General features: G+C 46.4%; 27 protein-coding genes and 1 pseudogene. 3 read left to right on the top strand and 25 right to left on the bottom strand.

Annotated features, from left to right (window positions below):
• Positions 1–12 precede the first annotated feature (12 nt).
• The 7 genes and pseudogenes from PGL02S_RS28680 to PGL02S_RS04965 all read right to left on the bottom strand — a co-directional run bounded on the left by PGL02S_RS28680 (position 13) and on the right by PGL02S_RS04965 (position 4,633).
• Complete coding sequence (locus PGL02S_RS28680) at positions 13–294, bottom strand: alpha/beta fold hydrolase (RefSeq protein ID WP_051449263.1); 282 nt, start codon at positions 292–294, stop codon at positions 13–15.
• Positions 281–934 carry an alpha/beta fold hydrolase gene (locus PGL02S_RS04990; protein WP_051449262.1) on the bottom strand — a complete coding sequence of 218 codons (654 nt, stop codon included), beginning with the start codon at positions 932–934 and terminating at the stop codon, positions 281–283. The genes PGL02S_RS28680 and PGL02S_RS04990 overlap by 14 nt, the downstream gene beginning before the upstream one ends.
• A gap of 229 nt (positions 935–1,163) precedes the next feature.
• Positions 1,164–1,670, bottom strand: a complete 507-nt coding sequence (locus PGL02S_RS04985; protein ID WP_036641742.1) for a hypothetical protein — start codon at positions 1,668–1,670, stop codon at positions 1,164–1,166.
• A gap of 170 nt (positions 1,671–1,840) precedes the next feature.
• Positions 1,841–2,389, bottom strand: coding sequence for a YfiT family bacillithiol transferase (locus PGL02S_RS04980; RefSeq protein WP_036641740.1), 549 nt, complete (start codon positions 2,387–2,389; stop codon positions 1,841–1,843).
• 128 nt (positions 2,390–2,517) lie between these two features.
• Positions 2,518–2,790: pseudogene (locus PGL02S_RS04975) on the bottom strand (NUDIX hydrolase); the annotation flags it as partial.
• A 47-nt stretch (positions 2,791–2,837) separates the two neighbouring features.
• A complete protein-coding gene (locus tag PGL02S_RS04970; RefSeq protein ID WP_036641738.1) occupies positions 2,838–4,100 on the bottom strand; it encodes a LamG-like jellyroll fold domain-containing protein in 1,263 nt (420 codons plus the stop codon).
• A gap of 170 nt (positions 4,101–4,270) precedes the next feature.
• Positions 4,271–4,633, bottom strand: coding sequence for a hypothetical protein (locus tag PGL02S_RS04965; RefSeq protein WP_036641736.1), 363 nt, complete (start codon positions 4,631–4,633; stop codon positions 4,271–4,273).
• Between the two features lie 212 nt (positions 4,634–4,845).
• Between PGL02S_RS04965 and PGL02S_RS04960 the strand changes: the two genes are divergently transcribed.
• Together PGL02S_RS04960 and PGL02S_RS04955 are read left to right on the top strand one after the other, a co-directional pair.
• Positions 4,846–6,330: an endonuclease/exonuclease/phosphatase family protein gene (locus tag PGL02S_RS04960; protein WP_036641735.1), complete on the top strand. Its 1,485-nt coding sequence runs from the start codon at positions 4,846–4,848 to the stop codon at positions 6,328–6,330.
• 225 nt (positions 6,331–6,555) lie between these two features.
• Positions 6,556–8,115: an acetamidase/formamidase family protein gene (locus PGL02S_RS04955; protein WP_086936501.1), complete on the top strand. Its 1,560-nt coding sequence runs from the start codon at positions 6,556–6,558 to the stop codon at positions 8,113–8,115.
• Positions 8,116–8,202: 87 nt separating this feature from the next.
• Here the strand turns inward: PGL02S_RS04955 and PGL02S_RS04950 are convergent, their stop codons facing one another.
• A complete protein-coding gene (locus tag PGL02S_RS04950; RefSeq protein WP_006211583.1) occupies positions 8,203–8,676 on the bottom strand; it encodes a DinB family protein in 474 nt (157 codons plus the stop codon).
• 41 nt (positions 8,677–8,717) lie between these two features.
• The gene (locus tag PGL02S_RS04945; protein WP_036641732.1) at positions 8,718–9,395 is read right to left on the bottom strand and encodes a class I SAM-dependent methyltransferase; all 678 of its coding nucleotides are present in this window, start codon (positions 9,393–9,395) and stop codon (positions 8,718–8,720) included.
• A 256-nt stretch (positions 9,396–9,651) separates the two neighbouring features.
• Here PGL02S_RS04945 and PGL02S_RS04940 point away from each other — a divergent pair, with 256 nt between their 5' ends.
• Positions 9,652–10,836, top strand: a complete 1,185-nt coding sequence (locus PGL02S_RS04940; RefSeq protein ID WP_036641731.1) for an S-layer homology domain-containing protein — start codon at positions 9,652–9,654, stop codon at positions 10,834–10,836.
• Positions 10,837–10,977: 141 nt separating this feature from the next.
• Here the strand turns inward: PGL02S_RS04940 and PGL02S_RS04935 are convergent, their stop codons facing one another.
• From PGL02S_RS04935 to PGL02S_RS28070, 16 genes are all read right to left on the bottom strand, one after another.
• Entirely contained in the window at positions 10,978–11,421 is a 444-nt protein-coding gene (locus tag PGL02S_RS04935) for a GNAT family N-acetyltransferase (protein WP_036641730.1), read from the bottom strand.
• Positions 11,422–11,634: 213 nt separating this feature from the next.
• Entirely contained in the window at positions 11,635–11,868 is a 234-nt protein-coding gene (locus PGL02S_RS28075) for a hypothetical protein (RefSeq protein ID WP_006211589.1), read from the bottom strand.
• 219 nt (positions 11,869–12,087) lie between these two features.
• On the bottom strand, positions 12,088–12,777 hold the full coding sequence (locus tag PGL02S_RS04925) for a stalk domain-containing protein (protein ID WP_036641729.1): 690 nt from the start codon (positions 12,775–12,777) through the stop codon (positions 12,088–12,090).
• Between the two features lie 91 nt (positions 12,778–12,868).
• The gene (locus PGL02S_RS04920) at positions 12,869–14,077 is read right to left on the bottom strand and encodes a WD40 repeat domain-containing protein (protein WP_036641726.1); all 1,209 of its coding nucleotides are present in this window, start codon (positions 14,075–14,077) and stop codon (positions 12,869–12,871) included.
• 175 nt (positions 14,078–14,252) lie between these two features.
• Positions 14,253–15,791, bottom strand: coding sequence for a sensor histidine kinase (locus PGL02S_RS04915; RefSeq protein ID WP_036641725.1), 1,539 nt, complete (start codon positions 15,789–15,791; stop codon positions 14,253–14,255).
• On the bottom strand, positions 15,788–16,483 hold the full coding sequence (locus PGL02S_RS04910; protein WP_006211593.1) for a response regulator transcription factor: 696 nt from the start codon (positions 16,481–16,483) through the stop codon (positions 15,788–15,790). The genes PGL02S_RS04915 and PGL02S_RS04910 overlap by 4 nt, the downstream gene beginning before the upstream one ends.
• Positions 16,484–16,582: 99 nt before the next feature.
• Positions 16,583–17,029: a DUF6886 family protein gene (locus PGL02S_RS28675; protein WP_244892296.1), complete on the bottom strand. Its 447-nt coding sequence runs from the start codon at positions 17,027–17,029 to the stop codon at positions 16,583–16,585.
• A gap of 123 nt (positions 17,030–17,152) precedes the next feature.
• The gene (locus PGL02S_RS04900) at positions 17,153–17,893 is read right to left on the bottom strand and encodes an SDR family NAD(P)-dependent oxidoreductase (protein ID WP_051449261.1); all 741 of its coding nucleotides are present in this window, start codon (positions 17,891–17,893) and stop codon (positions 17,153–17,155) included.
• Between the two features lie 16 nt (positions 17,894–17,909).
• Positions 17,910–18,146, bottom strand: a complete 237-nt coding sequence (locus PGL02S_RS04895; protein ID WP_155984618.1) for a hypothetical protein — start codon at positions 18,144–18,146, stop codon at positions 17,910–17,912.
• Positions 18,130–18,573: a GNAT family N-acetyltransferase gene (locus tag PGL02S_RS04890; RefSeq protein WP_036641723.1), complete on the bottom strand. Its 444-nt coding sequence runs from the start codon at positions 18,571–18,573 to the stop codon at positions 18,130–18,132. The genes PGL02S_RS04895 and PGL02S_RS04890 overlap by 17 nt, the downstream gene beginning before the upstream one ends.
• Positions 18,574–18,758: 185 nt before the next feature.
• Positions 18,759–19,589 (bottom strand): class I SAM-dependent methyltransferase, encoded by an 831-nt coding sequence (locus PGL02S_RS04885; protein ID WP_036641722.1) that lies wholly within the window; start codon positions 19,587–19,589, stop codon positions 18,759–18,761.
• A 61-nt stretch (positions 19,590–19,650) separates the two neighbouring features.
• Positions 19,651–20,418 (bottom strand): Nif3-like dinuclear metal center hexameric protein, encoded by a 768-nt coding sequence (locus PGL02S_RS04880; RefSeq protein WP_036641719.1) that lies wholly within the window; start codon positions 20,416–20,418, stop codon positions 19,651–19,653.
• 24 nt (positions 20,419–20,442) lie between these two features.
• A complete protein-coding gene (locus PGL02S_RS04875; RefSeq protein ID WP_036641717.1) occupies positions 20,443–20,724 on the bottom strand; it encodes a hypothetical protein in 282 nt (93 codons plus the stop codon).
• A 112-nt stretch (positions 20,725–20,836) separates the two neighbouring features.
• On the bottom strand, positions 20,837–21,391 hold the full coding sequence (locus PGL02S_RS04870) for an NUDIX hydrolase (protein WP_036641715.1): 555 nt from the start codon (positions 21,389–21,391) through the stop codon (positions 20,837–20,839).
• A 79-nt stretch (positions 21,392–21,470) separates the two neighbouring features.
• Positions 21,471–21,980: a hypothetical protein gene (locus PGL02S_RS04865; RefSeq protein ID WP_164762854.1), complete on the bottom strand. Its 510-nt coding sequence runs from the start codon at positions 21,978–21,980 to the stop codon at positions 21,471–21,473.
• Between the two features lie 464 nt (positions 21,981–22,444).
• The gene (locus PGL02S_RS28070) at positions 22,445–22,600 is read right to left on the bottom strand and encodes a hypothetical protein (RefSeq protein WP_164481460.1); all 156 of its coding nucleotides are present in this window, start codon (positions 22,598–22,600) and stop codon (positions 22,445–22,447) included.
• Positions 22,601–22,698 lie beyond the last annotated feature (98 nt).

Below are 22,698 nucleotides of genomic sequence, written 5' to 3'. Positions count from 1 at the left end.
GTGTTAGTCCTGTTAAATTATTGTCCCTCTTCTCTCTCCTACATGGTGTTTTGTGTATCGTTGTTGCCCAGACAGAAATTGTTGGATTGCCCGATGAATAATCTCCGGCTGCTCATGATTGATGGCATGTCCCGCATCCTTCACGATCCGATAAATCATGCCATAATCAATCAATCGGTGGATGGCCTTGGGGTAGTTGCTCAGCATGTCTTGGTCGCCAATGAGAAATAGGGCCTTATGCCGGATCACACGAAAGTCTTCCGCAGGGAAAATCGTAATCTTATGATGCCTCATGGATGCATTGTTGAAGAACTTGAGCAGATAGATCCAGTGCTGCATAAGCTCGGGATGTTCCTCGAATGGAGCGACCTGCGGTCCGCACAGCTTTCGCAGCAATTTCCGCGCATTTCGTTCTGGCCTCCGGTAGAAAAGCTTTCATCATTTTGCTCATAACCTCTAGCTGGCTCCCGGCAATGCTGCCGGCCATGCATACGATTTTTTCAACACGATCCGGTCGCATAAGGGCATAATGATAAGCGAGATAAGCTCCATAGGATACTCCTGCAATATATACGGAGTTGATCCGCAATGCCTCAAGGATTTCGTCCAGCCATTTCGCCTGATCAAATGGCTGACTGTAATTGTCATTCGGTTCGCTTTTCCCTGAACCGCCGATGTTGTCAATTGCAATGACATAGAAGGTTTGGGACAGCTCTTCCATGTTATAGACCCACATCATGGCTGCGTTATCTCCCGTCCCATGCAAGAGCAGCAGGGGAGGATTCTCCGATGAGCCTGCCGTTATAATGTGAGTGATGCCGTATGTCGTAGGAATGTTCTGTTGTTCTAGGGGAACCGACAAGCCTGCCAATAATCGATCATAGGATTCATAGATGAGCCGTTGTCCATTCTCGGTTTTATAACGCGGTCGCAATCCCTGTCCACCTCCATGAAATTGAACTTAACTAACGATTTATCGCTATTCTTGTTGTTCATGGTGATGGGTGTAGATGCTGATCAATTCCTCCAGCTTATGTATCGTCTTATATGGCTTGGCTTCAAGAGTGTCATCCCATGGTTCCCTATCTCTTGAACACCATATGGCTTGCAAGCCGCTCCGTGCTCCCTATCGCTTTTATTGTCATAGACACCCCGCTTTCCCCCTACCTCGTTACGATCTCGTAACTCTTTACATAACCACGTTCATTCAAATAGATGAAGAGCTTCTCACTCTTGTAATCCATCCTACGCAATGCGCCAAGATCATACACCACTGTATCATCATCATCGTCAGCCCGATTGGCACTATCGCTGGCACCGAGGAGATCCATCACTTCCGCCGGGGTTAAGCCCACGAGGTTATGCTCCTGTAGAAAATCGTTCACCATCAGCGCACGCTGCTCAGGATAACCCACCCATCGATTGTAATCAAAACGCTGCGACGACAGGTTGTAACTTAAGGCGTAGATTGAGAAAAATAGGAGCAGCACACCGATTATGACGGTAGACGCATAATGCTGCTTCAGTAACATGCTCCATGTTGTTCTGGATATCCGATACAGAATGAACAACAGCAGCAGTACGGGTAAGGACACCCACGATACCGATACAAAAGATAACGCAATATGATAATGATAGATTAACCGGATAACAACTGCGGCGTAAATCACAACATATATTCCTACGACCAACCCTAGAACGGCGGCATGCGAATTCCAGACGTACTTTCTATGATCTGCGATACGTTGTGCACCTCCAAGCTATGTATTAACCCCAATTCTTACGGACTTTATTATCCAGATCAAACACAATTCCACCATATGCATATTCCGACCTCCAGTCATGGCCGTCGCTCCTCTAACAAACTACGCATTTCACGCTTCGATATAGATGTAATCTGGGCGATGTGATGGCGGTTATGCCATACGAATCGCTGCAGCGCGATATCAAGGGTAATGCTACCAAGCACTTGGGTTCTCATGGTTCTTTGGAAATCCTCAGGCTTTAATTCCTTGAGCAAAATTAAAAAACGGAAATGAAGTGTTTCCAGCAGCGTAAGCGAGTTCTCAATGGGAACCTCGCTGTAATCACTCAGCTCCGCCCATAAATCCTCCCGGTATGAACTCGCCATGGGTTCATCCTCGGTCAGTGCGCGTTTAAAACGCAAATAAGCGTTCATATCATTATCCGCCAAATGGTGAATAATCTGCCGAATGCTCCACCCGCCCTCCCGATAAGAAGCATCCAGTTCGGACGGAGTCAGGTTCATAATGATTTGCCGAAGGGTCGGTACGATAGCAGGAATCTGCCCAATGAACTGCTGCCTTTCTTCCTTGGTGGGTTCTTCCTGAGGTGTAAACGGACCAATCGGATAACGGATGGCATCCACTTTTATACATCCTCCCAACGTTTTCTGAACAACATTGACCAACGCAACAAGTTAAGACATATGAATATGCACTTACCCGGAAGTTAGAATCAAAGGCGGGTTAAACAGGGCAAGCGAGTGACGCACGCCACTTCTCCTGTAAAATGAAACATAACCACATAATGATTCAAACTGCTGAGAAAATGATACACGCCTGTCGTACTTGTCAATTTGACATCATAACCTGTCTCTTCCTTCGCTTCTCTTATAGCTGCCTCAACAATATCTTCCCCTGGCTCGATCCGCCCTCCCGGAAAGCTCCATTTATCCTGTACCACGGGTTTGTTCTCCTGGATGATCAACACCTGATCTTCTTGAAAAAGAGTAATGCTTACCACAAGTACGATACCCTTCTTCGTCATAGTCCCCTCCCTTTACACATGTTCTAAAATAAAGCCCCACCCTGACGTTATCCACTCTTCTCCCTCATAATCATCCATTCGCGTCCAAAGGGGTCCCTAAAATCCAAAAACCACGCAAAACCCTCGTCCCGAATCTGTTCCATTCTTGCTCCGGCCGTGGACAGATAGGAATGCAGCTCTTCGATATCCCGATTGGTTCTGAATATAAATGAAGCCGCCGTCGTTAATTCCAATTCTCTTGTTTCGTCCACGCTCTCTAATAACAGATTGGGACTGTTGTAGAGCGTCAACATATAGAAGCCCTCATCCTGCATTAATATCTTGAAGCCTAAATACCGAGTATACCAATCCGCCGCCAGCCCGATGGTATCCTTCGTGAAGATCATACGGATGTCATCCAGACGATCCAGCACAGGAATTGGGTCGGTCGACGTTTCATTATGATGTAAAGGAACAGGTTTATAACCATTCTCAACATAGAGTGCTTCAACCTCACGCTCCCCGATGGCACGATTATAGATCCGCAGATCGTCCAAGCGCCCCTGAAAAAAGAAGTAAGGTTCATCGGTAGATTTTCTGCCCACATACATGGGTTCGTCAGGATAAGGTGTGAAGCTGCCTGATCGTTCGGCTGTGTGTTGGCCATTCACATACATTTGGTAACGGGAGTCCTCATAGATCAGGACCACATGATACCAGTGTTCCTTCACAATCCTGGCATTCATCATCAGGTCCGGCTCCCGCAGGAAACCATGGAACGTAATGTATTCATCCTTCGTGCTGAGCTGTAACGCCCGGTTCTGATGGTGACCGTCTTGAGAGACAATCGCGCTATGCCACCCCCGCAGCACCTGATGTGCGTCATAATAACACCATACTGATATAGAGAAAGCATCCTTCGATAGCATTGGCGGTTTATCCATTTGAACATAGTCACTTCTGCCGTTCAGCGTTAAAGCTCCACCCTTCCTGCCGAAGCGGTCGGGACCATACTCCCCGCCCTCCAGCCGTCCATGACGCCCCTCCCCGCTGGTATCCCGCACATCACCGTCGAACAAATATTCCAGAACAAGGCCGCTTCGTAAATCGATAGGATGTACGGATCTGCCAAATATCTCGTCAATCGTGGTTCCAAATACATCTGCCAGCAGTGGTATATGGATGATGTCCGGGCAAGTTTGCCCATTCTCCCATTTACTTACCGCTTGATAACTGACACCCAGCCCATTAGCCAATTGCTCCTGTGTCATACCAAGCTGTTTTCGCAGCCTGACGATATTGTTGCCCATCACGTTGTTTGCCTGATTCATGAATCCAAGATCACCTCGTTCTCCATGAGATGCATCTAATATAAACCAATCTTTAACCAAAAAGTATAACGCAGCAGTAGAACGCCGGTTCCTGATATTCAACCTCCGGTTGAGTCGATTATTACTCTCGGCTTAACTTTAGTTTATTGACCTCAGGCACTTGCAAGATTCTATTCAAATCTTCGTCTGTTCCGCGTTGCCTCATCAAGCCATGAGATAAGTCCCAGCTTGCTAACGTACATTTCGTTTTGTACTACTATATAAGGAAAAGGCATACCTTCTGATGCTCCCTGCTCTCTTAGCGCATTGTCGGATGAAATGATGCTCTTCACCTGATACTCGGTAAGGTTCAAGAACTCCGCTGTTTGTTCAAGAGTCATTAACGGAGGATCGGTTTGCACAGAATCAGCTCCTTCTGTAACGGCAGGCACATACTTTAAATCCTCAGCACCCTGAAGGATGAAACTGGCGGCAACGATGGATATTCCGATAATCAAAGAACTGATCAATGTGCTGTAATTCAATGACTTCAAATCTTATCACCTCGATTCCTCCATATATTCCGTATACGCTCACCCATTTCCTCCACGAACATCCAAAACCAAAGCAAAAACCTAAAATATTGTAAATACGCTGCCTGCCAGAAATAGGTTATGATATGGGCAAATCAGGAAGGGAGGACAGCAGGATACATCTAATTTTTAGAAGATTTACAAGTCTCGCACATGACAAAGGAGGAACCCTTATGAGAATTCCCAAAATCACCAGCCTGTTCATGATGCTTACATTTCTGACAACAACGTCTCTCTCCGCTGCCAGTGAGCCGGCAGGCACTGCTGAAACTTCATCAGGTCCACTGCGGATCATGAGTTTTAACCTGCGCTATGCTGCGAATGATCATCAGCCATGGGAGAACCGGCGACCGGTCATGAGGAACTTGATATTAGAGAATCAACCGGATGTCATCGGAACTCAGGAAGGCCTTCACCGCCAAATCGTTGATTTGGAGAACGACCTCCCGGGATATGGCCGAATCGGAGTTGGCCGCGAAGGCGGGGAGTTCGGAGAATATATGGCTGTTTTTTATAAAATGGATCGGCTTAAGCCTTTGGAGCAGTCGCACTTTTGGCTGTCGGACACCCCGCAGATCATCAGCTCTGCAAGCTGGGGAAATCAGATCCCGCGCATGGTAACCTGGGTCCGCTTCCAGGACCTGAGGAACGGCAAAACCTTTTATATGGTAAACACGCATCTGGATCATCAATCCGAGGTTTGCCGGCAGAAGAGCGCAGCGCTCATTATCGATAAAATGAAGGGCTTTGCACCAGATATCCCCGTGGTTATGACGGGCGATTTCAATACCGTTCCGGGAAGCGATACGTATTCTATTTTTACAAGCAATGGGCTGTCGGATGGACACATCACCGCCAAGAAGCATACTAACGATGACCTGGGGACCTTCCATAATTACAAGGACCCTACGGGTGGCGGCAGCGGTAACCGGATTGACTGGATTCTGCATAGCACGGGATGGAATGTCCTGCACAGCGAGATTATTAATTACAATGAGGAGGGGCAATACCCAAGCGACCATTATCCGATCATGATCACGGGCACGCTGCAGAAGACCAACAAAACCACGGAGGAAACAGTACCCAAGCTCCCTTTGACCACCGCCCTGCACATCACGGAAGTCGTGGCTAACTCCAGCGATCAAGGCAATTATAATTATGTGGAGATTTACAATCCCCATGACCGGGAGATCGATCTGGAAGGGTACCAAATCTACTATTATTACGACCCTGCTCTTCCATTCGACAAATCGAAGTCCAACCGCTGGACGATTGCAAAGGACCGATACAGCACGGACACCATCATTCGTCCCAACGAAACCAAGGTCATCTGGATCAAGAAGCAGCCTTGCTGTTATGACCTGAGCAGGGAGCAGTTCCTTGCCAAGTATAACGCGAATGAGAACGACCTCTCGCCTTCTCAGCTGCTTGCCGTCTTCACGCCGGGCAACAATCAGGGATTGAACGGCACCTCCACCAGTGGACGCTCGTTAGGTATTTCATCCCCTTCGGGTACGCATCTCGTCGGAGTGCAATTCAATAACGGGCAGCTGGATGCCGGCGTCAACGAATCGATCACCTACCTGGAGCCTCTGCCGCTTACCAGCATCATGCAGAAAAAGGAGACTCACCAAGCCCCTTCGCCTGGTCAGCCTTAAAATGATTATGAAGATCACTCAAACCTTCCATGAACCTTCCGTATCACAAGGGGTATGGAAGGTTTTCTTAGGTAATTCAATTTATACCATTTAGTTCTATGTAATTAATTCATCCTATTAATGTTATAATATATTACATATATATTGTTAATTCTCATAATTCCGATGTATAATGCTGCTAGATTGATATTATACATACGAGTTAGGGGAGATAATATGCCATTAATGAGAACAACAACGCGTAGATCACTAACTGTTGCTTTATGCAGCCTCACTTTGTTGACAGCTGTACCTGCACATGCCGCAGGGAATACGTCGTTTCCTATCCTGCAATCCGTTAGCAAAGATCAGATCAAAGCGGATTATTACGTTCCCAGTTCCCTGGAGAACATCAGCTGGGGGTTTCTTCCGAATCGGGACAGCCAATCCATCCTGACTGTCTCCTCCGGCAGTACCATCACTTTTGATACATTATCCCATGAGGGAATTCTCGAAGACCAAGGACGGGATCCGGAGAAGTATTTTGCTTCATTCGGTATCCGGCCGGATCAGGTGCTTAATGATGCTAAAGCGATTGCCGCATCTGACCTTCCGCATGATTTCGATGCAGATGGTCCGCATGTGGTAACGGGGCCCATCGACATTCAGGGGGCTGAGCCTGGTGACGTATTGAAGGTTGAAGTGCTGTCTCTTACTCCACGAGTTCCCTATGGCGTCATTTCCAATCGGCATTACAAGGGCGCACTTCCCGGTGAATATCCAGAGAATGAGGGGCGCAAGGAAGGAGCAAACGCGGCGAATCCCGAGTTATATCAAAATATATCCAAATTTACACCGGTAGAAGAAATCAACGGCAAGCTCTATGGCGTGCTTCCCATTGAAAAGGGCGGCCAGGTGCGCTTTCCCCTTAAACCTTTCATGGGCCTTATGGGCGTGGCGCCAGATACCAGCGAAAAAGTAAGCAGTGTCCCGCCGATCGAAACGGGAGGGAATATCGATATCAACGAGCTCGGTGTCGGCTCGACCCTGTATCTGCCGATCCAGGTTAAAGGCGGACTCTTCTATACCGGAGACCCTCACTTTGCACAAGGAGACGGCGAAGTCGCATTGACTGCGATGGAGGCCTCCCTTCGCGGTACCTTCCGATTGACTGTGCTGAAGCCGGGAGACCCCTCCCTTCCGCGAACCGAGCTCAAGCAGCCTTTTGCCGAAACCGAGGATTACTGGATTCCCGTCGGTCTTGACGCAGATCTGGATGAGGCCATGAAGGAAGCGGTACGTGAAGCGCTTGGTTTCCTGAATGAGAAGCTTGGAATGGATCGCGCAACCGCCTATGCTTACATGAGTGCCGCCACGGACTACGAGGTCTCTCAGGTCGTGGACAAAACGAAGGGAATACACGCCCTCATCCATAAGAGGCATTTCATCAACAATCTCAAGCTCTCCATCGCCATCCATGGTTCCACCCTGCCTTCCTCCATCATTAATGACGAGTTCTACGTTCCCCTTCGCTCGGTGGCTGAGGGTTTGGGATATGAAGTGAAGTGGGACCCTAAGAAATATGCCGCCCTTGCTTCAGCCGACGGCAAGACTGTGACGATCCCGATCGGGCAGGCTATCTTTGAAATGGATGGCAAGGCGGTCTACAACAGCGATGCCGCAATGATGAAGGACGGCGTCACCCTGATTCCGATCCGGAGTATTCCCGTTCTATTTGGAGCCCATGTGAACTGGACCACCAGCGGGAATGAGCTGAAGGCCAGCGTAACCCCTGCGCTGGATTGATCTCATTTTTTCTTAGTTGAATATTTCTCAATTCAAAAGTCCCCCTAAACAGCTGGACATACACACCAGCTAAGGGGGGCTTTCATACTAAATCGATGTGGATTTATATTGGACCTCTAAACACTGTTTGGCGATATAAAAAATTTGACCCATATGCTCCGAGTAATGCGTGGCGCATTGATGCAGAATATCCAGATTCGTTCTCTCCGTCCCCCTTACCGATTGAACCTGTTCAAAATCGTCATTCGACATGGAGCTTACTGTGTCTATAAGGAACTGGAACCGGTTCTTCACGATTTGGATCAAATCATCCCGGCTTACAAACGTCTGGGTCAATTCTTCCTCCCGGTTCCGCATAACGTCTTGATGCAGAATCCCCTTCGTTACTCGCTCCTTCATATTGCCATCGATATGCCTGATCAGCGTAGATATGCTTAAACTTGAAGGTCTTGGCCTCCAATTGACTTGCTCATCGTTCAACTGCACCAGCACTTTGAGCGTACGGCTGCGGATGTTGTCGAACTTCGTAATCAGCCATTGTCGGTTGAAATCATGATCCATATCCAATCACTCCTTATCAGGTATGATAAAAGATCTTTGTTTCATGCCTTCGTTGCCTTCCATATATATTTGAGCTCACGGATCCCCAGCCGCCCATCGATCTGATTCTCCCGTATCTTGGCTTCAAGCTCACCCTTTCGTTCCGGCAAGGTGAAATCGGGATTACCAGGCGTATCCGACAAATTTAATGCAAATTCAACCCCACTCGGGAAGTAAGTTACCGCTTCATTAAATTCTTCGATCGTTACATCAACGTAGCCATTCTCGGACAATCGTCTTCTCACGTCAGTCACATCAGTATGTATGCCGAAGATGGTTCCGCCAGAACACAGAATTCGCGGATGCTCCAGGATGGAGGTTGGACCCCGCCGATCATAGATGAAATCAAACTGGCCATCATGAAAAGGCAGCTCCGCCTTCGTGGTGGCATACACAAATTCAACATTACCGATTCCGCTGGATTCCAGTAGGGATTGGGATATTCGAATCATCTCCGCGGAGTTGTCAAAACCTGTGATTTGCTCTGCATGTCTGGACATCTTGAGCGTGAATTCACCATGTCCGCAGCCTGCATCCAGCACCGAACGAAATGTTGGCAGCATCTCTACCAATCGCTCCTCGTACACGTCCTCAGCCGACCTTCCGACCACCGTGTATTTCGCTCTTCCTTGGTATCCACCGTTCCGGCGTGCGATCATGTCGTACCAATCTATTCCCATGCGTTCCCTCCTCCGTCATCAGATGCAATCCTATTTAAAGATAGCAGAATCCTGTTGTTATATGAATAAGCAGAAATACTCACTTGATCTAATGACTTAAAATATTACCATTTTGAATGATAAAGTCAACGGCCACTCTTCTATTAAAAATCCCTGAATAGGTCTTTCGTAATAAAAAACAATTGATATTGTCATAATTTGTCGTCTACAATAGTGGAATATAAAACCAATACATAGAGACATACAGGAGGCAATCATGTTGTTAAAAAGGTGGCGCCGATTATTCGCTTTAACTCTTATTCTATCACTATGCATGACGTCTATGGCAAGTGCAGCGGAATCCAGCACATCCAAATATGCCTGGGCCGAGAAATCCGTTGATTTTCTTAGGTCTCAAGGGGTATTTGAGAATATGGAGTATCGAACCCAAACATTAGGCAAGATGGTGACCAAGACCGATCTTACACTTATGGTTCATCGGCTGTTTCCCGAGTTCCGGGTTCCCAGCGACAAGAAAGTCAACATTCCGGGCGTGCCCAATGGACACTCGTCCTATCCCATTTTCAAGGATGTTTACGGCAGCATGTCTAGCGGGCTAATTGAAGCAGCCGACAAAATAAATTATCACAATGAAACATTCACTTACCAGCCGGAGAAAGTGTTAACACGCTGGGACCTGTTGATTACGCTGAATGCGCTCTTTAAAGATATCGGTTACGCACTGGTACTACCGGAGGGTGAAGATATTGCCAGACTTCGTTCGTTTAAGGATATCCCCAAGAGATATTTCAATTCCTACAACCAATATGAAAAATGGAAGTATGCTTATCAGCCGTTAGCGCCTGAAATTGGGTTGCTGCAAGACAAAAAATGGGGGCCTTCGCTAGCTTCGGACCTTGATTACGTCAAAGCCTATGCCCTGCTCGGTTTTGCCGAGGCTGGCATCATGAAGCCCGACGCAAAAGGATATTTTCGTCCAAATCAAAAGGTGACCTTAGCCGAAACCTCGGTCATTCTGCATCGCATATACAACTACTATGAAGGCGCCAGCTATATTAAGGCACCGTCGCAGGACGATCTCATTCCGAACGGAACAAAAGTCTACATGTATGCAGGATCGCGATCGGGACACGGAGTAAGTCCGGTTTCTGATTTTGCTCTGATGAATCCCGATGGCGCCTCGGAGTTCTATCTCGCCATGAACGCTTCAGAGAAACTCGACTTGCAGATCAACATAAACGGGGAGCCTTCCTATTACACTTACGAACAATTGAGCAATCCTAAACAGCCTGTTCGAATATCCCTGAATGGCGCACACTATGCAGAATTCTTTCCAATCATTCGGAGCAAGGGTCAAAAAGCCACCAACGATAATAATAGCATTGAAGTTCAGTATTATTATGCCGATACCTTACAGGACTTCACCAAATTATTGGAATAAGAGCCCAATCTATCATTAGCTCAATACAAAGGGAGTGCAGCTGTTGTATACAGCTAACACTCCCTTTCCTATTAGAAAACAGCTGCAGCGATTCGTTGTTTGCATCCTGGTACATCAGTCTCCCTCAGGTTACCTCTCGAATTATAAATTAAGTTTGGCTACAGATTCTCCTGCAGACCACGGCATAACCCCGATCTCCTCAAAACCTGCTTTCACGTACAGCTGTCTTGCCTGTTCGTTCTTCGGGTCAAAACTCAGCATGAGGACATTCGTCCGATCAGGTTTGTTGCGGATTTCTTCAATTATGAACCGCAAAGCCTCTTTGCCGTACCCCTTCCCTTGATGATGCCCATCTATCATGTATCGATAAATCCAGTAGTTTCCGTCATCCGAATCCAAGCCGTACATTGCAAAACCGACCATCGTCTGATCATTGTAAATAGCCATCGCCTCAAAATTCTTAAGGAATTGGAACTGGGCAATCGAATACAGATTGGAAGCAATAAAGCTTTCCTGCTCCGGTTTCGCTTTCAGTTTAATGCATTCCGTCCAATTCTCCTGGTTAACAGGTTGCAGTCTAATCATGTCATACTCCCTCACTCACCCACAAATTCCTTCTATAACACACCCATCCAAATAATACCATACAGATCCCGAGTTTATGTGGGATTAAACGGATTTAGATAAAGTCTTCCCGTCCCAAATGGCAGGTTATATAAACCGCTCCGCCTTTTATTTAGCACATATCGGATCACTTTATCATTTACTATAGTGATTCTACTATAGTGAAGAGGTGATTCATATGGCTTCTGTCAATGCTGTTCCCCAGCCGGATCTTGTATTAATCAACTGGTCAAGAAACCCTCTCGTTGTTGGCTCTCCTCGCAGAATTCTTGCTGCGCGCGTAATCGGCAGCTCTTCACCTTGCAGAGCAGATTTGACACCGAATGCGTTATTAAGCACAGCCTTGGCCTGCTTGCTGGATAATGATGTAGGATTCAAAATCGTATTCCGCAAAAGAACATCCAACATTAGCGGATACCTGTTATTGCAACGTGTTTGAAAACTCTATTTGAACTATTCGCTCCATGAAATCCCATCGTTTACCAGAATAGATTGCCCAGGAAATATCTCTGAGGACTTATTCTAGTACAATGAAAAAGCAAGCAGGATCCTGCTTGCTTCTTTGTATGAACCGCTGTTCAACCTTTTTCAATCTCTCATTCATATCTCTTCTATAGTCTCTATATATTACTTCACTTGAGCGACACTTACAGCCACCTTTTCCAGCTGTGCTTTGCTTAAGGAATGATCCGGTGAGCTGATCGTTACGAAGCGATCATGGAATTGGAATCCCAGCATAGCCGTATCATCCGGCGTATACCATTTAGCTTTGGTTCCGTTGGACAGTGTTACGGGTGTGCTGTCATACCCGTGAGAGTAGTCTCTTGGGGAGATATAGACCGTCATATGTTTAAATACCATATTGACTCCATCTTCCGATGCCCCTGTCTTTTGGTACACATCCCCTTGGATCATCTGATTAGGAGTATAGGGTGTTGTGAAACCATCGAATTTAGCGAATGCGCTTTTGATTTCTTTTAACTGGGCGTCGCTGTATTTCACTGTGGTGAGCTCGGACGTCTGTCCGTTTCCTGAATGGCTTCCGATCAGCACTTGGTTATTCTTCGCATCGTACTGAACAGGAACATTCAGCACGTCCGCAATCGCGCGAACAGGGAGATACGTAGTGTTTTTATAGGTGATAGGGGTCAGCTTCCCACCTGTGTTATAGGCTGTACCTTCGACTTTGATGCCAATGCTATGATTCAGGTAAGCCGAGATTTTCTCCAGGTTCGCTCCTGCATATACGCCGACTGCTCCCGTTAATGTCATACCTAATACGGCAACTGCCACCATTGATTTTCTCAGCTGTTTCATTCTCTTCATTCCTCTCGTAGTCTCACCGACATTTCAAGCCGATAAGTAAATGGTTGATCGTTCATCCATAAAATGGTTATATGCGATATTTTTATTTAAAATCGATGACGTGAGTCGCAATTAAAGCTTCCTTATCCTCAATCGTAATTCCCAGTCTTTTTCCTGTCGGACTCCAATTCAGAGGATATTGAGGATGGGCGGCAGGATGAACCGAGGAATAATAGGGCGCCATCCAGCTTACCTTCCCGGAAGCCGTATCAAAAACATACACACCGTTCATTCCGCTCTCATTCTCAGAATAGACGTCGAAGGCTAATTTGGAGGAATCCGGCGACCAGGATAAATAAGAGATCATATCGCCTTTTCCGATAAGCGTGCCTTGCAGACGACCAGCCGCGTCATAAATTAACAGCTCGCTGCCTTGTTCTCCGTCCGTTTTCGTGGCGGTAGAGACGGCGATGTATTCGCTGTCCGGCGATATTTCAAAGCTCCATACGTTTTCAATGAGTCTCACAGGCTTCGACTGTCCCGGTTCAACAACCTTAAGCACTTGGTTCACATCCGTATAATATATCCGGCCTTTACTAGCCCCAAATTGGTTATACGATTCAACATCCTCATCTTCGATTGAAATGGTCTCATATGAACCGTCCGTGGAAATAAGACGAATCTCCCCTTTGCCGCTCATGGAGCCTGCTGCAAGGACATAGGTATCGGAATTGAGCCAACCCCCCACCTCCATATAATTGTCACCCTTCACCAGTACACTTTTGCCTGTGCTCAAATCCTTCATATAATTGTCCGCCGTGTACTTATCCCTCCACTTCTGAATGAAACTGTATTTACCGTCCGGTGATGCATCTTCCTTGACGTAATGTTCACCTGGATGCTGTTCTTCATGATTCTTGATCTCGCGGCGCTCGCCTGTGCTTACATTCACGGCTTCCGTGGTATAAGCATACTTCGGTTCTTCCGTTTCGGTTGCTTCCTTCACCATTTTGGTGGTGGTAACCCGTACTTCATTCTCGGACAGCCACGCCTCAATGTTCGATGATGGGATTCGATGGGTCTGATTCACAACCAATTCCCGACTCGTCCCCCCTGTTGATCCTTCCACTACCGTGAGCTTGCGCTCCTCCGAAGCATTGCTGCCTGCGTTTGAGACAGGTGGTTGAATGTTATGGCTGCCGCCCGGTTCCACAATCGTTAACCGATCCTGGGACTGGCAGGCAGACAGCGCAGCGGCGAGAACAACAACCGGCAATAATCGGGCACAATGCTTTCCTACTACATTTTTCATAACAGGTTCCTCCTACAAATGGTCCCTAAAGGGAGCTTCGGCAGCAGCACCATGTCTTAGCATGCCTCATGTTTCCCTGTTGATCTCAGTATAGAGTGCGAATATATCGATAACATATCGGGCTTGTAACGAACTTGTAAACATATGTGCTGCTATACAAAAAAGGCCCAGACCCTTATTCCAAGTCTGGACTTTCTTCTGCTGATCTAATCTCCTCTGGACGCGGCCGATCCATCGGCAAGGTAATTATAAAGGTAGAGCCGCCCGGTCCCGTCTCCGTTAAATGTACAGAGCCGTGCTGTTTCTCGGCCAGGCTGCGTACCAGCGATAACCCCAGGCCAGTCCCCCCATAAACTCTAGATCGGTCACTGCTCACTGTATAAAACGGATCGAAGATCCGTTCTTTGGCATGATCCGGAATTCCGATTCCTGTATCGCTGACACGAATCACCATACGATCAACGCCTTGTTGACCCTGCACCTCGTTTGTCAACGTAACGGTTCCACCGGGCTTGTTATATTTAATTCCGTTATCCAGCAGATTCAGCATCATGTGCATCAGATTATCCGGATCCGCCCATACCTTGCCATCCGTTAGATTGGATTGAATCGTAATGTTATTCTGCTCTGCCTTAGCCTGAAGACGAGCTGTCGCCTCCTCCAGGATCGGCTTCAGCTCTATGGATTCCGCATGGGTTTCGAATTCATAAATATCCATGGACGATAGCTGAAGCGCCTTCTCCACCAGGCCGTATAAACGCTGGGCCTCCTTGCGAATCCGAGTTCTCGCTTCTTCCAGAAGCTCAGGATCGTCACGATATAAATCAAGCAAATCTGCATAAGCAAGGATCGAAGTGAGCGGCGTCTTCAACTCATGGCTGATATTCCCGATAAACTGCTTCTGCTGTTGTTCCAGCTCTTGCAGCCGTTCAATCGCATCAAGCAGCTTCAACTTCTCCTCTGTGAGCTGGCTCACAGAGGAGGATATTCTCCCGCTCATCTCAAAAATACCTTGCGCCAGCTCACCAAGCTCATCCTTTCGCTTGACCGTCGGCTCGCTAAGATAGGCTCCCTCGCCGATTTGCTGTGCAGCCAAATTCAATCTGCTGATGACATGAACCTGGCGCCAGACATACAGATAACCGATCAGGAAGCCGGCAGCCAGTACTGACATGCCGGTTACGAGAAACAGCTTGCGGATTCGCTCATAGAAAGCATGCTGCTCCGCAAGCGAAGCATGGAATTGAATGGTTCCGATCTGCTCGTCCATATTGCGAAGCGGAGCAAGGTAGAGCAGTTGATCACCCTCGGTAATATAAGCCGAACGTCCTTCTTCCGTGTGGGCAAGCGCATCCTTCACATCCATTTTGGGCTGAAATGGAAGCGAGGTCCCCGTGAATGTACCATCCAGCTTATACAAGGTGACAGCCATGCCGCTCTGCGATCCAAGATCCACTGCAAGCCGTTGACCCACGCTTTCCATAAAGGCATCCGGCTGCATTTCATTATTCGTATTCGTCAGAAACTCCTGATGAACCCGAAGATTGGCCGCTTCTGCTTCATGAGCGAAGGATTGCTCCAGGCGGACGCGCTGGTCCTCTCGTATGCCCGCAAGAACCAATGTGCTCAGAACAACGAGCACTGAGATCAGCAGCAAGGCAAGAAGAAGTGCGACCTTCCACTTCAAGCCGAAACGCACCTTTCTTAGACTCATGCTGGACTCTCCGTGCTTTTGTATCCGATGCCATACACGGTCTGAATCACGTCATGCAGATCTCCGAGTTTCTTACGCAGTCTCTGAACGTGGATATCTACCGTACGTGTCCCGCCTGCAAAGTCCATATCCCATACCTGCTCCAGCAAAGCCTCCCTGGAGTATACCCGCTCCGGGTTCCGTGCCAGGAGAGCTATAAGATCAAACTCCTTCGGAGTCAGCTCCAGCAGCTTGCCTTCGGCATGCACGGTACGGTTTAACAGGTTAATGACAAGCCCCGAAATTCGGATTTCATTCTGTGGCGAGGCTGGCTGCTGAACATTCTCAACTGTTCGGCTTCTTCGTGACAACGCCTTCACTCGGGCAATGATCTCCCGCATATCAAAGGGTTTGGTCATATAATCGTCCGCGCCGAGCTCCAATCCCAGCACTTTATCAACAATATCGTCCTTTACGGTCAATAACAGGATGGCCGGACGCTGCCGGTTCTCAAGCTTCCGGCAAACATCATATCCGCTAAGCCTTGGCATCATCACATCCAGCACCATCACGTCGGGATGGAACGATTCCACTCGTTCAAGCGCTTCTTGCCCATCCCCTGCCGTCTCAACCGTGTATCCTTCTCTTCGCAGCGCATAAGCCACAGCGCTTGATATACTGACTTCATCATCTACTACAAGTACCTTGGTCATCGCATTCACGACTCCTTTACCTGGCCGATTACGACAATTGTTAGTTCAATGATGGTAACGTATCCGGCATCATATTTCAACAAGCGGGCAGCCGTTTCATTACAATTGTAACCATGAATTATTTTTGGAATCATTTTGTCCTGGAATCATTTTGTAGCAATTTCTTTGCTGTGAGATCTCAATGGCTTTATTCAGAAGCTTCCGTCCAAGCCTTCGCCTTCTATAATCCTTATGTGTGACCACATTCTCAATCAAGGCATACGGCCTTGCATTACGAGTTAAATTCTTCAATATATTCAGTACACACTTTGCCACCAGATCATCCATCCGTTCAACATGTATGGGGGCAACTATGTTCGTGGCAACATAATATCCTGCATTGGCATCAAATAATTCAAAATCAGCGGGATCAAAGCTATAACGGCAAATGTACCCTCTTCTAACCCTTTCGTACCACCCCGCTTCGATCGCAATCATCCTGCGGGTTCCTGACATCCCGAAGAACATCTCTATATCCGATTCACTCGTCTTCTCACCAGCCTCCACACATGGGCTCAAATCTCTGAATATCCGAATCCTCGCTAAAATGATAGATCACGAGTATGTCCCTCCTATGAATGACTAGTTTCTCTATTCGATAAACCCTATATATACTGTTTCACCTTCGCCTTAAACCTCGTTATAATTCACAATCTGGCCAGGTTCAAATTCTTTATCGATGATATGCAGCAGATGCACCCCGATATCCTCCGTAGACAACAGCTGTCCAGACTCGTGCGCTTGCGCGAAGACATGGGCCATGTCAAATTCGGACTCATTTTTGCCTCTGGCCAATCTCTGCATATCGGTTTCCACCATTCCGGGATTAACCGCAATAATCTCTACCGGGTGCTGTCGGTTCCGTTGCTCGGCTCCAACACTCTGCGTAAACATATTCATACCGGCTTTCGCCGTACAATACACACTCATGGTGGGTGCTGGATAAACACCTGATCCTGACGAGATATTGATGATTTTCTTCCTAATGGAAAGCCCCTCCGTTTTCTTGATAAACGAGGAAGTTAAGATCATTGGCGCGATCAGACTGATCTGCAGGTTCATCTGAATATCCTTCGGTTCGCACAAGTCAATGCTCTTCAACGGTTCCAGCATCGACGCATTATTAATGAGACATATCATATCCGCATGGGCTGGGTCAATCAACTCAAATAGCCTGTCCATTACATTCTCAAGACCCAAAGTATCATTCAGATCGTACGCAATGTGTCTATAATTGGCAGAGCTGCTTAGCCGATCCGATGTTCCCCTCGCTATGCCATACACGACATTCCCGTTCTCGACAAGCATACAGGCCAGTTGCTCGCCTATTCCTTTCGATGTCCCTGTGATGATGAACTGACTTCCGCTCATGTGAACCTCCATGATCCTAAAATGATTGCTTCAGAATATATTCTTCTACTTCTTCGCCGCGAGTATTGGCAAATCCCCTGTCTTCATCCCAGATGATGAAAAAGTCGCCATTATGGCGACTTAAGATGTCAGTACCTTCTTTTTTCGTTCCTAAAGAATCACCAACCGTTACGCTTCTGTTGGGATACCAACAATTCCAGCTTTCTAATGCTGGGCGGTTTATCTCACAGACTAGATCAAAACTGGAGTTCATGTGTGACCAAGCCATTATTGCTAATCTCTCGAAAACCTAAATGCTTATAGAATTCACCAGCTTGGGGATTATCTGTTTTTAATACAAGTTTACTATAATGGCTGCTTGCCATATGAATGACAGCTTCAAGCAGTCTTCGCCCTACGCCATGTCCACGGAATTCCTTCAACACATAGAGCCTTCGAACCCTGCCAATGTTCGCCTCAGCATAAGGATCTCTGTTCAATCCGCATATCCCGATCAATCTATGATCCATTCGACATTCGAACAACGCCTCAGACTCTTGATCAAACCTGTTCGTTCCTGTTATGTATTCTCGGAGTAAACGATTGATGTGTCTATGTCCTTCCTCCGTACTTTCCCTCAAAATCTCGGTAAGGTCTGCTGCATTCAGGTCAGCCACTTCGTGTACGATTAGGTTTGTCATGTTTTCATGGTTCTCCCCTTCTCAATGTATGATCATGTAGGTATCCCACGAAACCGGTACATTGAAATCCACTTATTTCCGCACTCGATCAACAGCAAGTGATCCCTAATATCTCCTAGTACTTAAAAAAAGTCTTCGGATCCGTATCTTCATAGCCCTCCTAAAGTTCTCTCATTCAAGAACCTCTATATGCTCGGATGCTCCGTACTTTTCCGCCCAATATACAACAAATGAGATGAAACCCCCAGGATGCTTGGATTCTCAGCTTCTTGATATATCATCTTCATAACCTCATGGAATTCTTCTTCCCCACGAGAACGCCAATAATCAAACTGCTCCGGCTTGAGCGCCCCCGCTATGCTTGATGACGCAATCAACTTGATGCTTTCGAATCCATGCGATTCCATGAACGGCTTGATATCCTCGATATTGTAATAATACGCTCCGGTAAATCTTCCTTCATCGCTATGATTAAAGACTCCCGTCTTCATAAACTCCTTAATGCTGCTTACATGATCATGAGGCTTCCAATGTTCAGGGTACATTAACGAAGTCATTAAATGCCGGATTCTCGTCATGAAAGCCACGAATACGTAACCGCCGGATCGAGTAACCCTGTACAATTCCTGTACTGCCGTATCCCTATCTTCCCTCGACTGCAAATGATACAACGGTCCCATCATTAACGAGGCATCGAATAATTCGTCATGAAATATACTCAAATCCTTGGCATCTGCACTGTGAAAGCCTTTAAACTGTTTTTCTAAATTCAATTCCTTTGCCTTTGCAACCGAAATGTCTACCAGTCTTGGCGTAAGATCCGTTAAGGTAACATCGAAACCATTCTTCGCCAGCTCCATCGAATATTTCCCAGGACCAGCTCCATTATCCAGCACATGGCCTTTCTTAGGTAACATAGCCAAAATATGGTGCAGATTAACGATAAATTCAACAGGCTCCCTATCCAACCGTCCCCATTCATCAAACGTATTATAATAATCGATTACTTTGTTCAACGATCATCATCTCCTATTTCCCATTCAGCCACTGGATGGAACTTGTTTAATAGACATCATTTTAAGTATGCACAACCTCAATATGCTCCTCGGTAAGCTGTATAACTTCGATGTCCCGGAACCTTTCCTGAAGTTTCTGCGCCAGTGAACGCACACCGAAAATTTCGGTGAAGGTATGACTGCCCACGATGATATTCAATCCGATAAACCTGGCGTATTGAACGGTATAGAGCGTTTTTTCACCGGTAATGTAAACGTCACAGTTATGGTTCAAAGCCTCTCTCAATTGATTGGTGCCGTTGCCTGCCCCCGTTACCATGCCGATTCTCTGAATCGCTTTTTCGCTGTTCTTCTGATAGAACACGTTCTCACCTAGCACAGAGGACATGGTTTCTACGAGCTTTTCCATCGTGATCGGGGACTTTAGCTCCCCAATGCCTACCGAACTGTCACCCTCCACATGACGGGATGGTTGAACAATACGCTCTACCCCAAGCTCAAGCAGTAACGAATTGCAGGTTCCAAACTCAGCATAGTCCAGGGGGAGGTGAACATAAAAATGGGCGATGCCATGTTCCCTCAGTAACTCCAGGCAGCGTTCTTTCATTCCATACACAAAGCTCCACGCATCATGATGCGTGATGATCAGATCGACCTTATGTACAGCGGCTTGTTGGACGATCTCTGGCGTTATGTTTGTTGCATAGCCGATTCTTTTATAGGAATCCGATGAAAATTGATGAAAGCCATACTCGTCATCTTCTTCAAAATCATCCAACAACGATCCAAAAATCTCCTGAATATAAGACTTGAAAAGCAATGTGTCCATCTGCATTCCCTCCCTCATTCAAACTTAAGACTCTGCAATTATGGGAATAAGCACCGTGATCAAGAAGGTTAAGATCAAATATGAAATCGAAAATATGTGATACGCGGATTTTCTTCTAATTAGGATAAGCCCAAATATGACCGCAATCAGGGGAAGCCCAAGTAAAAAATGCACGATGTATTTTAGAGTCATGCTTCCAGCCAACGTGTTCATGTACGTAATGATCCCGATCGGCACCCAGATCGCCGCAAACAGCAATCCGAGTGATACGGGGACGAAACCATTTTTCAGTAATGTATACCTCATGTTTATATCTCCGTGAATTTATTTTTCATCCAGATTCAATTTAATCGGCCTTGTCACATCACCAACTAATTATTCAACTCATGATTTGTTCAGCTTCAGCTAAATGGTCCTCTTACCGATAAATCGGATCGTGTGATGTATGTAGGTACTTCTCAAATAACGAGGCTCGCTGTTTCTCATTCGTTTCCACCAATTCACTAATCACAGTCGATGTTTGTTTACACAATTTACCATCTTTATATATGCAATGATGTTCGTAACAATTCGGATCATGCAAGATCGTCTCAAGTGATGCCGGAATATTGGCAGCGATTCCAACATTCCCTTTGGACAAAATCCATTCCGTGGACTTCCAATCCAATATCCCCTCGTCCGTTTTAATCGGAGTAACATAGCTGTAATCCTCAGGTATGTCCGCGACATAAAGGTACATCCCACCCGGATTTTTGCCATCTGCTGTCCAAGTGATAAGACCTTTGAATGTTAATCTGCATTCCTGAATCTGAGTCTCCTCATACAGCTCACGAATCATCGATTCCCTGGGCGTTTCATTGCCCTCCAGCTTGCCCCCTACTCCATTCCAGCACCCCATCCATGGCGCGTAATCCCGATTTAATAGTAAAATCTCAGGACCACGTCGAACAAAACAAATATTATATTTTATCATTGATTGCTGTCTCCCGTTCTAATATGCTGCAAATGCATCTTAAACTTCTGTTCTTCTCTCGCTCGGCTTCTGTTCGTCTTCATCCCAGATGATATACTAGACTCCATTTTCTGTTCGTGTAAGACAACCACAGCTTGTGCTCGGTTATCTCATCTCTATATTCATACACCTTGTCCATATCCTGATAATGTCCTACTGCAGTAATAGGCAATCTGAGGCTGACTCTGCTCCTCACTATCTTGGAAAAATCCATAAACAATCCTTCTTTCGTAGACTCCATTAGAACGTAGGCAACATCATCTGGGATATCCCCAATTTTTCGCCGCGTTAATCTATGTAATTTGGATACGATTACTTTAGACAACAGTATCTTATAATCTTCAAGATCAGACACATACAGCTTATTAAACCACCCATCATCATGGGCGTAGTAAGCAAATCTTACTTTAGGTATTACCTGCAAGGGTTCGGCAAGATGAGCAAAGGTTAATAATTCCCCAATCTTCATTTTGGTTAATTGATCAAGAGCTTCTTCCTTCTGCACATCAACCCAGCAAAAATCTCCATAACCGTATACGTCATCTTCCAATAATCTTGAAATTTCTTGAGGTGTCACATAATCAAATCCGGAATGAATATTCCGCCGCGCATCATCGAACTTGTGTTTAAGGAGAATCAGATGCTCCGGTCGATGACGGACACAGGACATAAATTCATAGAACTCAATACCATAGGAATTAAAAGCATTTATTACGATACTCCTTCCCATTCACATAGATCAAATCTCTGAGACTTCGTTTGGACATGCTGACCTCTCACCCTACATTTGTATAGTCACGCCTAATAACTTCATATGTCCAAGGGAGATGAGGTTTCCCTGGTACTTTGGCCTGTGCTTGCTGCAGCAGATTGATCTCAAACTGCGTTCTGATTTCTTTTTTGCCATTCTTAAAAGGGGTCATGATCGTCATACTCCCGCTTCTATCTGAATTAAACGCCTCAACTTCCTATGCAAACAGTCACCTCATGAAAACGAATATCCGGTTGCTCAGGTCATCGTCTGGGCTCATTATCCTTCATTTCTTGGAATCGGACGTTTAGCTCATCCAGTGAACGCTGCATACGATCCATTCTTCTCAGTGCAGAATATTGATTGCTGATTATCCCGGCCAAACCCACAATCAGGATAATAACGATGAATTCGATCATGTGTAACTGCATCCTTTCCATGCTAGAGTGAACTAATCCTGCCTGTTGTCAGACAATATTTTTCCCATGGTCGATGTACTTGTTTACGGGGACAGATT

The sequence above is a fragment of the Paenibacillus glucanolyticus NBRC 15330 genome, assembly GCF_004000885.1.
Taxonomy (GTDB): Bacteria; Bacillota; Bacilli; order Paenibacillales; family Paenibacillaceae; genus Paenibacillus_AQ; species Paenibacillus_AQ glucanolyticus.
The sequence above is the reverse complement of the archived record's forward strand: the minus strand, read 5'-3'. Positions and strand labels throughout refer to the sequence as shown.